This is a genomic window from Alienimonas californiensis, assembly GCF_007743815.1.
Taxonomy (GTDB): domain Bacteria; phylum Planctomycetota; class Planctomycetia; order Planctomycetales; family Planctomycetaceae; genus Alienimonas; species Alienimonas californiensis.
The window spans coordinates 4,909,127-4,922,895 of record NZ_CP036265.1; the positions used below are offsets into that span (position 1 = coordinate 4,909,127).

Sequence of the window (13,769 nt, forward strand, 5' to 3'; positions counted from 1 at the left end):
GAAACCGCCCCGCTTCCCCAAGCCGGAACGCCGCGTTAGAGCGCTTTGCGGACCGAGGGGCCGACCGGCTGGGCGATCAGGATGCCGTCGACGTCGACCACCGCCACGCGATCGCGGCCGGCTTCCTTCGCGGCGAACAGGGCGCTGTCCGCCCGACGGATCAGGCGATCGGCGGCGGCGCCGGCCCCGCCGTGCTGGGGGGTGTCGATCGGGTCGGCGGCGGCGACGCCGAAGCTGGCGGTCATCGGCAGCGTGCGACCGTCGTCCGTCACGCCCGCCGCCCGGATCGCCGTAGCGACCTTCTCCGCATGGGCGGCGGCCTCGGCGGCGGTGTGATCGGGCAGGGCGGCGAGGAACTCCTCCCCGCCGTAGCGGCACAGCCGCGCGCCGACCGGCAGCAGGTCCCGCCAGATCGTCGCCGCCTGTCGGATCGCCGCGTCGCCGGCGGGGTGGCCGAAGCTGTCGTTGAACGTTTTGAAGTGGTCGAGGTCGCCGATCACCGTGGCGACGCTGTGCCCCCGGCGCTGGGCGTGTCCGGGGACGAGCATCGCCGCCAGATCCTCCAGCAGCGGGTCCCGGCGGAGCAGGCCGGTGAGGTCGTCCCGGCGAGCGCGCCCTTGGATCTGATCGAATCGGCGGGCGTTCTCCAGCGCCGTCGCGGCAAAGCGGGCCAACGCCGCCAGCACGGCGGCGAACTGCGGGTCAAACCCCTGCGGTTGATCCACGATCAACAGGCCGAGCAGGATTTCGTCGCCGCCGTCCGTCCCTTCGCCGGGGGCGCAACGGGTCAGCAGGGGGGCGATGCCGGCCGGCGGGGCGGGATCGGAGGCCAACGCGTCCGCCAACGTGCGGTCCCGGGCCACCCACATGCCGAGCGTCTGCCGCGTGATCGGGCGGCGGTGTTCGAGGGCCCACGCGGCGAGGCCGACCCGCGGATCGGGGACGGGGGTTCGCACGTTGCTCCCGCTGGGCGGTCCCGCCTCGCGGAGTCGGAGGCCGTCCCACAGCCAGACGGAGGCGTGTTCGCATCGAAGGCAGCCGCGGGCCGTCGCCCGGACGCTGCGGACCACCCCGTCCAACGAGCGGGAGGCGCCCGGCAGGTCGACGGTGAATTCGTCCTGTTGCTGAAGGCTCAACAGCGAGGCGGCCTGTTCCAGCACCCCGACGCCGCTGCCGGAGCGGCGTGGATCGACGGAGCGGGGGTGAAGCGTCAGCTCCTCCGGACGATCCCGCAGCGCCCGGAACACCAGGGCAATCAGGATCATCGCGGCCAACGGGGCGAACAGGCGATCGTCCGCCGGACCGGGCAGGACGACGTCGTACCATTCGCCGATCCGCCGCATGACGCGGAGCAGGGTCGCCTCGCTCGCGCAGCAGAGGCCGGCGATCGCCGCGAACAGCCCGGCGGCGGGGCCGGACAGCCGCCACCCGATCCAGACCGCCGGAATCGCCATCAGCAGGACGGCCCCGGCGCCGGGCGGCCACGACAGCGCCGCGCCGGTCAACGCTCCCAGCGGCCAGACCACAAACACCCCCCACACGGCCAGATCAGGCCGCCCGCCGACCAGTCGGCTCGGTTTCCATCCCCCCGCCAATTCCGCCGCGCCAGGAGGGGCGACGGGACAATGAACCACGGAGGAGGACACGGCGGGAGGGGACCCTACGGGGAAGGTCGGGACGACCGGCGGGACCGGCCGAGGCGGGGGCGTCCGCAGAGTTTACCGGATCGCTCCGCCTCCCTCGCATCGGCGCCATGCCGTAATCGGCGAAATACACACCTCCGAGCCGACCTGCGACGGTCGCATCGGCGACGCGGCGACCAACGATCTCGCGGACGGCGGTCGGTTCGCACGGACTACGCCCTCGGCGGCACGGTGAGGGCGGAGACGGCGTCCAGCAGTTCCCGGGGGCTGAACGGCTTGGGAAACAGCCGGAGCGGCCCCAACTCCGCCTGCATCTCTGCGGAACTTAGTTCGAATCCCTTACCGGTCAGCATGATCGCCGGGACTGAGGCCGTCCGCGGTTCGGCCCGCATCGAGCGCAACAGGTCCAGCCCGCTCATGCGGGGCATCTGGCAATCGGTGACAATCAACGCCGGCGGCAGTGCGAAGATGCTTTGCCATGCGGACAGCCCGTCCGCGTGGGCCTCCACCTCATACCCCGCCTTCCGGAGCTTCAGGGAAACGGCCAGGGTGATGTGAGGCTCGTCGTCGCAGATCACCACACGGGGCGACGGCCCCGGACCGGGCGCCGGCGTGGAGGACGAGTACGTCGGGGAGGGGTTGGGGTTCATGCTGCAGTCCTGAATTTCAGCGGTGAAGGCGGGCGGGGCGAAACCGGCCGCGGTCGCTCGGAGGTTAGGCGGGGACGGAGCGGCGGCTCGCGGGGCGAGCGGCGACGGGGCGAACGGGCGGGACCTCGACCCGGTGTCTTCGCGAGGCGTCGCGGTCGGATCGATGGCCGAACGGCACGCTGAGTGAGTACCGCACCCCGCCGTCCGGAGTGCATTCTGCCCCAAGGCGGCCCGCGTGAACGGTCGGTTCGCCCCACACCTCGTCGTCAGACGCCGGGAACGAGCCGAACATGTCCGACAGCGCCTCCTGGGGGGAACCCGCGTATTCCACCTCCGCGACGACCTGATCGTCGCTCAGTCGACTGCGAACCTGGACGACGCCGTCGGCGGGGGAGGCGGCGATCGCGTGGTTCAGCAGGGACGCAAACCTCCTCTCCAGCAGCGCAGCGTCCGCATGCACGGCGAGGTACAGCTCGGACGGCTCCGTCCGCAGCGTCACCCCGCGTCGCCGGGCGGCGGGTTCGGAAGCGGCGGCGGCGCGAAGCAACAGATCGTTCAACTCCAAATCTCGCGTGCCTCTGCCGGGCTCCGCCGGTCCGGTTTTGAGGGGCTCCAGCACGTCAAGGCGGCCTCTCGTCGCCCGCAGTTCCTGGGTGAGCGTCTCGAAGGCGGCCATGGCGGCGGAACGGTCCTCCAGCACGATCGCGAGGGCCAGCGCCGTGGTCAGGCTTGCGGCGAACACCAACGGGGCCGCGGCGAACTGCCCGGTGAGCGCCCACGCCAGACTGCCGACCAACAGGCCCACCGCCCCCGTCACGGTCAGAACCGGCCGTTCCAGCCGCGGCTCGTCGACGGAGGCCGGGAGGCGTCCGTCGGTCGCGGCGGTGGAGGGGAGCGGCATCAGGCGAGGTCGACGGCGAACGGACGAAACGGATCGCGGCAGCGGCGCCCTGTGGACGCCAATGCAAACGTAGTTCGCCGTTTCGCCCACGTCGGACGTGCGACTGAAAAACTGCCACGCGACCCGTCCGCCGCTCGGACGGTGCGGGCGGGGAGGGATCGAACGGTGGGCCGGGCGTCCCCCTGTCGCACCGACGGCGCCGGCAGAGGTGGAGAGCGCGCACGAAAAAACCCGCCGCGATCCTCGCGGCGGGTTCGAGTCTGCGTCGCGGCCCGCGAGATCGCGGGGCGAACCGGCGACTACGGAGATTCGCCTTCGACGACCACGCCGTCCGGGTTGCCGACGCCGTCCTCGGTGCCGAGGTCGTTGCCGGCGCCCGGATCCATGTCCACGTCGCCGTCGTCGAGGCCGTCTTCGGCGTCGATGTTCAGGTCGGCTTCCTCGGCGGCCTGCTCGTTGGTCTCGTTGATCTCCTCGTTGATGTCCTCGGCTTCCTCACCGGTGACGATCCCGTCTTCGTTGGCTTCCATGATCTCTTCGTTCGTCTCGCCCGCTTCCTCTTCGACGCTATCGCAGCCGAGGGGAACGAGGCAGAGGCCGCAGATCAGGGCCAGGGGAGTGAACTTGCGCATCAGTGAGCTCGGTGAGCGGGGGAGTTGTGGGCCGGTCGCCGGCCACGTGACGTCGAGTACCTTACCAGCGGCAAGGGCGTTCGATACGGGGGAGAGCCCGATCCGACCGTGGGGGCGGGACCAAGCGGGGCGACCGCCGGTAGACTCTCTGCGATTCGCAGGATCCTCACAAAGATTTGCGGATTTCGCCGACGGCGAGCGGAATCGCCCCGGACAGCTCTGACAACGCGACCGGCTCGGACGATGGCGGGCGCCCCCGGCCTCCCTCGCCACGGCGCTCGCCAGCACCCAAGCGTCGGCCCGAGGCCGCCGCCCGGAAAACGCTCCAGTATGGAAAGGAGGGAGGTTTAGGTAGTTTGAGAGGCGGTCTCCGCTTCCACTTGTCGAAAGTGCCGCCGTGCCTGTCTCCCTGCTCGTCTGCCTCCCGTTGCTGTTCGCGCCGGTCCAACCGCCCGGGGCGGACGGTGTGGCTCCTCCGCTCCCCGGACAGGACCCGCCGCAGCCGAACGCCGGGGAAGTCGCTCCGTTCGACGATCCGGCCCCGGCCGATCCGGGAGCTGATCCGTTCGCCGATCCGGCCCCGAGTCCCGCCGCCCAGCCGCCCCAACCGGGGGTGACGCCGGCAGCGCCGTTCGAGCCGTCCGTCGGCGTGCCGATGCAAGTCGATCCTGCCGCGGAGGGCGACATCCCTCCCGTCACCCCGGGCACCCCCCTGCTGGACGGTCCGACGGTTCCCGCCGATCCGCGGCCGGGCGGGGTCGTCCTGCCGCTTGACCCGGCCGAGCCGGACGTGGTCATCGTGGAGGAGCCGGCGGTGACGGTGATCGAGCAGCCGACGACGCTCTCCGAGCTGATCCGTAACCCGTACGACGTCTATGACTTGCGCGAGCATGTCGCCGTCCCGGCCGACTGTCTGCTGGCCCGTCAGGCCTGCCTGCCGTGCACCCGCTGCGTGACCACCTGCGCCGGCTGCTGCGGCGGGGTCGTCACCGAGACGGTTCCCGTGCCCGGCGTGAACCCCTACGCGGCCGAGCAGATCGGCCAGATCCTGCTGAACCGCACCCCGGACGATCCGCGGGTGAGCTACCTGATGTTCGTGATCCGCTACCGCGAAGCCCGCTACGACGAAGCGTTCGCCTTCCTCGAAGAGGCGGTCCTGCTGGAGCAGGCCAACCCGAACGCGTTCCCCAACTACGGCGAGTTCATGACGCCGATCCAGGGCCGCTCCCGCGTCTACCTGGAGCGGGTCCGCAGCCTGGCCGGCCTGGGCGTGATCTAAGCGCGGCGGTCGCCGGCGCCCCCGCCGCGGACGCCGGGTCCACGGCGGGCCCAAAACGAGCCATGAGCCCGGAGCGCAAGCTCCGGTCGTCGGCGCAGCCGACAATGATGCGCACGGCCGGAGCTTGCGCTCGGGACTCCCAACTCGACCCGCAGCGGCGTTTTACGGTGCGGCCTAGCCGACGGCCTTCTCGAAGTACGCCATCACGGTATCCAGCGAGACGCCCCACAGGTCGGAGAGCACCAGCGGTCCGCCGAGGCCCAGCTTCGTAAAGGAGGCCGCGGGGGTGTCCAAGGCGACGGCGAGTTGCCGGCGCCAGTCGTCCGGCCAACCCTCGAACTGGCGGCGCTGCCGCTGATCCGCGAGCCGGCGGCCCTGCCCGGCGGTGATCGCCTCCAGCGCGGCCAGCCGGCTCTCCTCGGTGATCGCCCCCCGGTCGAGGTCGACCCGCAGGAAGAAGGTCATCACCGGGTTCAGACTCTCGTCGATCAGGGCGGAGACGAGTTTCAACTCCGACCCGAGGATCACGTCGAGTTCGCCCGCGTCCGCTTCGCCCGCCCAGACGGCCTCGGCCGCGGCGGTCGGGACGCGGCGGAACTGACCGTCGACGTCGACGACGAAGTACCGCAGATTCATCGGGCGATCCCGGTCGGAAATGAGGTGAGACGGGTTCAGGATACGGCTGCCCTCAGGCGTCGGCCATCGGGCGGAACCCTGTCCGTCGGGGGAGAGAATCGCGTTCCCGCCACGGCGTCGGTCGGACCGGAGTCCCGTGGCCGCCGTTGGTATCCTGCCGCGGTGACGACGCCCGAACCGCCCGCCGACCTCGCCTTCGACGATCCGCCCGCCTGCCCGCAACCGCCAGCCCCGCGGGGGAGCGGCGAGCCGGTCGTGGACGCGACGGGCCTCACCAAGACCTACCGCGACGGCTGGTTCGGCCGGACGAAGGTGCACGCCCTGCGGGGGGTGAGCTTCCGGGTGGAGCGAGGGGAGATCTTCGGCCTGCTGGGGCCGAACGGGGCGGGGAAGACCACGCTGATCAAGGTGCTGCTGGGCATTTGCCGCAAGTCCGGCGGCACGGCGACAGTGCTCGGCTGCCCCGCCGGCGCCCGGGAGGCCCGCTGTCGGATCGGCTACCTGCCGGAGGGCCACCGCCTGCCGCGGCACCTCACCGCGAACACCGCCCTCGATTACTACGGCGGCCTGTCCGGCCTCTCCGGCGCCGACGTAAAGCGACGCCGCGGCGACCTGCTGCGGCTGGTCGGCCTGTCCAAATGGGGCGACACGAACGTCCGCAAGTTTTCCAAGGGCATGCAGCAGCGGCTCGGCCTCGCCCAGGCGATGCTGCACGACCCGGACCTGCTGATCCTCGACGAACCCACCGACGGCGTCGACCCGGTCGGCCGGGCCGACATCCGCAAAGTGCTGGGCGAACTGAAGGCCCGCGGGAAGACGGTGTTCCTCAACTCCCACCTGTTGCAGGAACTGGAGATGGTCTGCGACCGGGCCGCGATCCTGCGGAACGGGGAGGTCCGCGGGATCGGCAACATGGACGAACTCCGCGGCGGCGGGGAGCAGATCTCCCTGCGGGTTCTGGGGGCGGAAAAGGCCGTGCGAGCGGCGTTGGTCGGGGCGCGGCTGGGCGACGTGCCGCTGCGGCCGCTGGGGGCCGACGCCGACGGCCGCGGCCGCTTCACGGTGGAACTCGCGGAGGCGGACCAGCCGCGGATCGACGCCGCCGTCGACGCCCTGCGGGCGGCCGGGGTGAGCCTGCACTCGCTGGTCCGCACCAAACCGTCGCTCGAAGACGCCTTCCTGCGGGCCGTCGCCGACGACCCCACCGCCGACGGCGTCCGTCAGGCCGGCGGCGTGACGGAATGAATCCGGTCCTGCGTCGTCTCCCCCCGCCTTCCGCCTGCCCCCCTCCGACTTCCTGATGCGTCCCTACCTGGCGATCCTGAAGGACAGCGTGCGGGAGGCGGTCCGCAGCCGCACCCTGCCGTTCCTGCTGGCCTTCTTCACCGTCGTGCTGGCCGGCGTGGCCCCGCTGGGCCTGCGGGACGAAACGGCCTGGCGGCTGGAGTCCGGCGATCTGCTCGACGCCCGCCTGCTGCTCGGCGAACTCCGCCGTGACGAGGCGAAGGCGGGCCCCCAGCCGGGCGATCAGGTGTTGGCCGCCCTCCCCGCGGACGTGCGGCGGGCGGTTCTCTCCACCGAGGCGGACGCGGCCCCCGTGGACGCCGAACGGCTGCGGTCCCTGTTGAACGACGACGTGCTCACCGCGTCGGGGTTCTACGACGAGGCGGCCTTCGACGGGGTGCGCTTCAACCGGCCCAACAACGCCTTCGGCGCCCCCGACGAGGAAGCCGGCGAGGCGGAACGCCTGCTGGCCGAGGGGCCGAAATCGCTCCCGGCGGAGCGGCTGGGGCGGCTCAACCGGCTGCTCCTCTCGGCGGCGTTCCCGCAGGCGATCGCCGCCCCGCAGGACGAACGCGTCTTCCTCATCTACGGCCCCTGGGACCTGCCGGAGGACTTCACCGAATTCTTCGCTGCAAACCTTGGGCTGGAGCTGAACCGCAGCGGCGTTCGCTTCATCGCCCGACTCCTGATTGAACCCATGGCGACTTGGGTGGCCGGACCGGTCGGCGTGCTGATCGCCCTGTTGGTGACGGCCTCGCTGATCCCGCAGACGTTTGAGGCCGGGGCGATCGACTTGCTGCTGTCCAAGCCGGTGTATCGCACGGCCACGTTCCTGACGAAGTTCGCCGGCGGCTGCGTGTTCGTGGGCCTCGCCGGGCTCTATTTGTGCGGCGGGCTATGGCTGATCGCCGGTGTGCGGCTGGGCGTGTGGGATGCCGGGCTGATCGCCGCCGCGGGGATTCTCGTGATGCAGTTTGCCGTGCTTTACAGCGTCAGCGCCGCGGTGGGGGTGTTATGGCAGAACGCGATCGTTTGCGTGATGGCGTCGGGCGTGGTGTGGGCGCTCTCCTTCGTGGTCAACGCAGCCTGGCATCAGTTTGAACTCTGGGCCGAGCAGGACCGTCCCGCCGCGGTGGTCGCCGGCGAGGGGGAGGTGTTTCAGGCGGACGTCCACGGCCGCGTGACCCGGTGGGAGCCGAACGCCCGCGAGTGGCGTCCGGCCCTGTATCCACCCGGGCGGCGTGACGAGGCGGAGACGGTGATTCCGACTTACCGCCTCGCCGGGCCGCACTTCGTGCCGGCGGAGCGCTCGCTGGCGGCCCTCGAAATCTACTCGGTCAGCGGCGGCCCCGGCGGTACGGTGCGCTCGACCGGCTCCCGCCGGCTCTACACGGCGACCGCCGCGAACGACTGGGAGGGAACCGCCGGCGCGGTCGCCCCGCCGCTGACGACGCACCTGCTGATTCGCCCGGACGGCGCCCCGTTGTTCGCCGGCCGCCTCGGCGTGTACACGCCCTGGGCGGAGGGGGAGGGGCCGGAGGCGCCAACGGCCGGCATGCTGGCCGCCGCCGTGCAGTGGATCGCCCAGCAGACCTACCCGCAGTTCGAGCCAGTGATCGTCCCGCCGGCCGACGGATCGCGCTCCCCGTCGTTCGCGGAACCGTTCGCCGCGGCGATCGACCCGCAGACCGGCGACCTGGCGATTTACGCCGGCGGCGTGCTGCGGCTGTACCGGGCCGGCGCGGCCGAACCGGCCGCAGAGATCACGCTGTACGACGCCGACGGCCCCGCCGGCAAACCGGGCGGGCCGCCGGCGGTCGTCGTCGCGGCGGGCGAGAGGGGGGCGCTGGTCGTGGCGGGGGAGGGCGTCGGGAAGGCGGTCGCCGCGGACGGCTCCGTCCGTGACTTCGCCCCAGTCCCGGGCCATCGCCCCCGCGGGTTCGCCGCCGATCCGCAAACCGGCCGGCTCGCCCTGGCGACGCACGGCGGCCCGCTGTGGGTCGGCTCAATCGACGGCCGGGGGGAGATCGTCACTACTGACGCCTCCGCCGGCGGCTGGGGCGAGGAGGGTGCCCTGTGGATCGGGTCCGGCCCAGACGAAGTAACCCAACTCCAACCCAACGGCGACGGCTTCCGCGAGGCGGCTCAGTTCGCCCCGGAGCCCGGATGGCTGGCTGATTTTCACCGCCTCGCGATCACTCCGCTGCACTATCTGTTGCCGGACAGCGTCGGGCTGAGCGCCACGCTCTCGCAACTCGTTCTAGGAGGCGAAGTGGAAACCCAGGAGGCGTTCGGGGCCGACCTCGACCTCCGCCAGCCGCTCCTGACATCGAACTTCTGGGGGCCGCTGATCCACAACTTCGCCTTCATGGCGGCGATCCTCGCCCTGACCTCCTGGCATGTGTCTCGCACAGACTTTTAGGCGCCGTTCGCCCTGTCGTCCGGGCGGCGGAGGGTGATCCGGGTCACCTCCGGCACGGCCCCGTACCGGAGCGGCTGTCGGCCGGAGAGACCGCGGGAGACGTGCATCAGCAAGGCGCCCTCCCGGTAGGTCCCGCCGGCGTGGCGGACGCCGTGCTGACTGGGGGCGTAGACCGGCCCGATCAGCGGCAGCGTGATCTGCCCGCCGTGGTTGTGGCCGGCGAGCATCAGGTTCACGCCCTCCCGCTTCGCCCGGGGGTACAGGTCCGGCGTGTGGGCGAGGAGCAGACGGAACGCGTCCGGCGGAGCCTGCGACCAGTCCGGCGGGCCGTTGAGCCACGGGGATTCATCCCCCGCCAGCGCCAGCGGATCGCCGCCGCGGAGCAGCGTCTCGACCCGGCCGGAGACGTCCCCCCACCCGGCCGCCGTCATCGCCGCCCGCAGCGGGGCGACGTCGTAGTGCCAGTCGTGGTTGCCGAGGATGAACCGACAGCCGAACGCCGGGTTCGTCGCCGTCAGTTGGCCGAACGTCGGTGCGATCCAGTCGATGCGGGCCGGCTTGTCGAGCAGGTCGCCGGTAAAGACGTACAGATCGCAGCGCCAGGCGGCGAGTTCGGTGAAGGCCCGCTCGAAGAAAGGCAGACCCACCTCGCCCTGAAAGTGGCTGTCCGAGACGTGCCCGATCGTCGCCCCGTCCCAGCCGGGCGGCAAATCGGGAAGTGTCAGTTCCAACTCGACGGCTTCGAGGGTGAACTGGCCGTTCCACGGCGCCGCCGCCTGGTGACGCCGCCGGCCCGTGCCGATCGGTTTGAAGCCCAGTTCCGCCGTCACGTCGATCCGTCGCCCCTCCCGCCGCACGCCAGTCGGCAGCGGGCGGAACAGGTTGCGGGCCGTGCAGACCAGCAGCGAAATCACGCCCAGCCCGCACAGGGCGAAGTACGCCTTCCACCCCCACGGCACCGCCGACCACTCTCCGCCGCGCAACAACCGGTACCCGAACAGCCCGAACCCGAACAGCAGCCCCGGAATCGCCCCGAACACCAGCAGATCGTGCACCGCACGCACCTTGGCGGTGACCCGGTGTCGCACCTTCAAGCCGTGAAAGCGGTTGCACCACGCCGCCATCAGTTCGCAGTGGCCCGCGAACACGGCGAACAGCAGAGCGGCGTTCAGCCAGGCCTCGGTTGGCAAGGGCGGTGCGGTGCGGGAGTGAAGGATGACGGGGCGAGCCGGTGAGTCTAACCCGCAACCCACCGACGCCCGTGCACAAGACGCTCCGCCACGCCCTCGCCGACCTCGAACGCCACAAGCGGCTGGTGCGGATCGCGGCGCCGATCGATCCGCACCTCGAAGCGGCGGAGATTCAGCGCCGCGTCTACGCCGCCGGCGGACCGGCGTTGCTGTTCGAGAACGTCGTCGGCTGTCGGTTCCCGATGGCCTCCAACCTGTTCGGCACCCTGGAGCGGGCGAAGTTCCTGTTCCGTCACACGCTGCAACGGGTCGAGCACCTCGTCGAGCTGAAGGTCGATCCGACTGTCGCCCTGAAGGCGCCGTGGCGGTACGCCGACGTGCCGCTCGCCGCCCTCACCACGCTGCCGAAGCGGACGCGGTCCGGCCCCGTGCTGAAGAACCGCTGCCGGGTCGGCGACCTGCCGCAGATGGTCAGTTGGCCGGACGACGGCGGACCGTTCGTCACGCTGCCGCAGGTCTACACAGAGGACCCCCGCAAGCCGGGCGTGGGGAACTCGAACCTCGGGATGTACCGCGTGCAACTCGGCGGGAACGACTACCGGCCCGACGAGGAAATCGGCCTGCACTACCAGTTGCACCGCAGCATCGGGGTGCATCACGCCGCGGCGCTGGAGCGGGGGGAGGAGTTGCGGGTGAACGTGTTCGTCGGCGGGGCTCCGGCGATGACCGTCGCCGCGGTGATGCCGCTGCCGGAGGGGCTGAGCGAACTGATCTTCGCCGGCGCCCTCGCCGGCCGACGGATTGCCATGGCGAAGCACCCGCTGGGAAACGGCTGGCCGCGGGTGTATGCGGAGGCGGACTTCTGCCTGTCCGGCCGGATCGTGGGCGTGAAGCCGGAGGGACCGTTCGGGGATCACCTCGGCTACTACGCTAAGGTGCACGACTTCCCGGTGATGCAGGTGGAGGCGGTGTACCACCGCGACGGGGCTGTCTGGCCGTTCACCGTCGTCGGCCGGCCGCCGCAGGAGGACACGACCTTCGGGGAGCTGATTCACGAACTGACCGGCCCCGCGTTGCCGACCGTGTTGCCGGGGGTGAGGGGCGTACACGCGGTCGACGCCGCCGGGGTGCATCCGTTGCTGTTGGCCGTCGGCAGCGAACGCTACGCCCCCCACACTGCGAGCGACCGGCCGGCGGAGTTGCTCACGCAGGCGAACGCGATCCTGGGGCAGGGGCAGCTCAGTCTGGCGAAGTACCTGTTCATCGCCGACGCCGCCGACGACCCGCCGTCGATGGAGGACGTCCCGGCGTTCCTGATGTACTGCCTGGCCCGGATCGACCCGACGCGCGACCTGCATTTTCAGACCCGCACCACGATCGACACCCTCGATTACAGCGGCTCCGGCCTGAACGAGGGCAGCAAGGTCGTCGTCGCCGCCCGCGGCCCGGCGAAGCGGGAACTGCCGGAGTTCCTGCGGTCCGGCTGGCGTCTGCCCGACGGCTTCGATCACGCCGCCGTCGCGTTCCCCGGCGTCGCCTGCGTGACCGGGCCGGGCTGCGGCGGGAAGGACGGCGCTGCGGACCGGCTCGCCGCCGCGATCGACCGGGACCACCCGCTGCGGGCGTTCCCGCTGATCGTGCTGTGCGACGACGCTGCGTTCAGCGCTCGCACGGCGAACAACCTGCTCTGGACGGCATTCACCCGCTCCAACCCCGCCGCCGACCTGCACGGCGTGGACAGCTTTATGGAGGACAAGCACTGGGGCAGCCGCGGCCCGCTGATCGTGGACGCCCGCGTCAAACCCCACCACGCCCCGCCGCTGATCGAGGACCCGGCCGTCACGGCGAAGGTCGATCGCCTCGCGGAACGCGGCGGGCCGCTGCACGGAATCCTGTAGGGTCCGCTCTGCGGACCGTGAGTTTCGCCGGCGATCTTGCGAAACGGTCCGCAGAGCGGACCCTACGCAGGATGCTCTTTCTCCAAGCGACCGCCGCGTTCGGACTTGAGGCGGTCGTGGGCCGCGAACTGGAAGCCCTCGGGCTGCCGCCGACGGAGAAAGAGGACGGCCGGGTGCGGTTCGACGGGGAACCGGCCGATCTGGTGCGGGCGAACCTCTGGCTGCGGGCGGCCGATCGGGTGCAGGTCGTCGCGGAGGAGTTCGACTGCGACGACTACGACGCGTTCTACGAGACCGTCCGCACGCTCGATTGGACGCAATGGATCGCCTACGACGCCGCGTTCCCCGTCACCGGTCGTAGCGTGCGGAGCGCCCTGGGGCACGTGCCCACGCTGCAATCGATGGCGAAGAAGGCGATCGCCGAGGCCCTGTGCGAGGCTCGTGGCGACCGGCCGGGCTCGCCAGTGCCGGAGGTCGGGCCGCCAGTGCCGATCGAGGTGAACGTGCGGAAGGATCGCGTTTCGCTGCTGCTCGACACGACCGGCCCCGGACTGCACAAGCGCGGCTACCGCGACCTGACCGGCCCGGCCCCGCTGAAGGAAACGCTCGCCGCGGGCATCGTGCTGCTGAGCGTCTGGACCCGCGACCGGCCGCTGCTCGACCCCTGCTGCGGAACCGGCACGCTGCCGATCGAGGCGGCGCTGATCGGGCGGAACATGGCGCCGGGGCTGCACCGGGAGTTCGTCGCCGAGGGTTGGCCGCTCGCCCCGCCGGAACTATGGGCGGAACAGCGGGCCGCCGCCGAGGCGGCGATTCTCCCCCCGCTCGAGAAACCGTTGCAGGGCGGGGACATCGACCGCGACGCCGTCTCCGCCGCCCGCCGGCACGCCGGGCGGGCGGGGGTGGGGGAGGACGTGCACTTCCAACAGCGGACGATCGCCGAAGCCGGGGCAAAGGGATCGCACGGGGTGTTGCTGGCGAATCCCCCCTACGGCGAGCGCTTGGGCGACGCCGACGCCGTGCACGCGGACCTCGCGGCACTGCTCAACCGGCTGGGCGACTGGAGCGCCGCGATCCTCACCCCGCACCCGGCGTTCCCTTCGATGGTCGGCCGGAAGGCGGAGCGGCGCCGGAAGCTCTACAACGGCACGCTCGCCTGTACGCTGCACCAGTATCTCGGACCGAAGCCGCCCGCACTGGGCGGCGATCCCGTCCCGGCCGGCTAGGATACGCC

11 protein-coding genes are annotated in these 13,769 nt (G+C 71.4%); 5 read left to right on the forward strand and 6 right to left on the reverse strand.

The genetic code is table 11. The features are described from left to right. Positions 1-35: 35 nt before the first annotated feature. The 4 genes from CA12_RS19435 to CA12_RS19450 all read right to left on the reverse strand — a co-directional run bounded on the left by CA12_RS19435 (position 36) and on the right by CA12_RS19450 (position 3,826). Positions 36-1,541, reverse strand: a complete 1,506-nt coding sequence (locus CA12_RS19435) for a sensor domain-containing diguanylate cyclase (protein ID WP_145360794.1) — start codon at positions 1,539-1,541, stop codon at positions 36-38. 314 nt (positions 1,542-1,855) lie between these two features. Further along, positions 1,856-2,293 (reverse strand): response regulator, encoded by a 438-nt coding sequence (locus CA12_RS19440; RefSeq protein ID WP_145360795.1) that lies wholly within the window; start codon positions 2,291-2,293, stop codon positions 1,856-1,858. 64 nt (positions 2,294-2,357) lie between these two features. Further along, a complete protein-coding gene (locus CA12_RS19445) occupies positions 2,358-3,194 on the reverse strand; it encodes a histidine kinase (RefSeq protein WP_145360796.1) in 837 nt (278 codons plus the stop codon). Between the two features lie 299 nt (positions 3,195-3,493). Then, the gene (locus CA12_RS19450) at positions 3,494-3,826 is read right to left on the reverse strand and encodes a hypothetical protein (RefSeq protein ID WP_145360797.1); all 333 of its coding nucleotides are present in this window, start codon (positions 3,824-3,826) and stop codon (positions 3,494-3,496) included. Between the two features lie 397 nt (positions 3,827-4,223). Between CA12_RS19450 and CA12_RS19455 the strand changes: the two genes are divergently transcribed. After that, on the forward strand, positions 4,224-5,105 hold the full coding sequence (locus CA12_RS19455) for a tetratricopeptide repeat protein (protein ID WP_145360798.1): 882 nt from the start codon (positions 4,224-4,226) through the stop codon (positions 5,103-5,105). A gap of 174 nt (positions 5,106-5,279) precedes the next feature. Here the strand turns inward: CA12_RS19455 and CA12_RS19460 are convergent, their stop codons facing one another. After that, positions 5,280-5,741, reverse strand: a complete 462-nt coding sequence (locus tag CA12_RS19460) for a hypothetical protein (protein WP_145360799.1) — start codon at positions 5,739-5,741, stop codon at positions 5,280-5,282. A 162-nt stretch (positions 5,742-5,903) separates the two neighbouring features. Here CA12_RS19460 and CA12_RS19465 point away from each other — a divergent pair, with 162 nt between their 5' ends. Both CA12_RS19465 and CA12_RS19470 read left to right on the forward strand, forming a co-directional pair. After that, complete coding sequence (locus tag CA12_RS19465) at positions 5,904-6,986, forward strand: ABC transporter ATP-binding protein (protein ID WP_207622047.1); 1,083 nt, start codon at positions 5,904-5,906, stop codon at positions 6,984-6,986. Between the two features lie 55 nt (positions 6,987-7,041). Further along, positions 7,042-9,447: an ABC transporter permease gene (locus tag CA12_RS19470; protein WP_145360800.1), complete on the forward strand. Its 2,406-nt coding sequence runs from the start codon at positions 7,042-7,044 to the stop codon at positions 9,445-9,447. On the opposite strand, the gene CA12_RS19475 is transcribed toward CA12_RS19470, so the two are convergent. Continuing rightward, the gene (locus tag CA12_RS19475; RefSeq protein ID WP_145360801.1) at positions 9,444-10,637 is read right to left on the reverse strand and encodes a metallophosphoesterase; all 1,194 of its coding nucleotides are present in this window, start codon (positions 10,635-10,637) and stop codon (positions 9,444-9,446) included. The two genes, CA12_RS19470 and CA12_RS19475, sit on opposite strands and share 4 nt — an antisense overlap. A gap of 71 nt (positions 10,638-10,708) precedes the next feature. Here CA12_RS19475 and CA12_RS19480 point away from each other — a divergent pair, with 71 nt between their 5' ends. Next, complete coding sequence (locus CA12_RS19480; RefSeq protein ID WP_145360802.1) at positions 10,709-12,535, forward strand: UbiD family decarboxylase; 1,827 nt, start codon at positions 10,709-10,711, stop codon at positions 12,533-12,535. A gap of 71 nt (positions 12,536-12,606) precedes the next feature. Continuing rightward, positions 12,607-13,761 (forward strand): THUMP domain-containing class I SAM-dependent RNA methyltransferase, encoded by a 1,155-nt coding sequence (locus CA12_RS19485; RefSeq protein ID WP_145360803.1) that lies wholly within the window; start codon positions 12,607-12,609, stop codon positions 13,759-13,761. Positions 13,762-13,769 lie beyond the last annotated feature (8 nt).

Bases quoted from the DNA above. Each gene is read 5' to 3' on its own strand.
- CA12_RS19440 (WP_145360795.1), bottom strand. From the start codon at position 2,293: ATGAACCCCAACCCCTCCCCGACGTACTCGTCCTCCACGCCGGCGCCC.
- CA12_RS19445 (WP_145360796.1), bottom strand. From the start codon at position 3,194: ATGCCGCTCCCCTCCACCGCCGCGACCGACGGACGCCTCCCGGCCTCC.
- CA12_RS19450 (WP_145360797.1), bottom strand. From the start codon at position 3,826: ATGCGCAAGTTCACTCCCCTGGCCCTGATCTGCGGCCTCTGCCTCGTT.
- CA12_RS19460 (WP_145360799.1), bottom strand. From the start codon at position 5,741: ATGAATCTGCGGTACTTCGTCGTCGACGTCGACGGTCAGTTCCGCCGC.
- CA12_RS19470 (WP_145360800.1), top strand. From the start codon at position 7,042: ATGCGTCCCTACCTGGCGATCCTGAAGGACAGCGTGCGGGAGGCGGTC.
- CA12_RS19485 (WP_145360803.1), top strand. From the start codon at position 12,607: ATGCTCTTTCTCCAAGCGACCGCCGCGTTCGGACTTGAGGCGGTCGTG.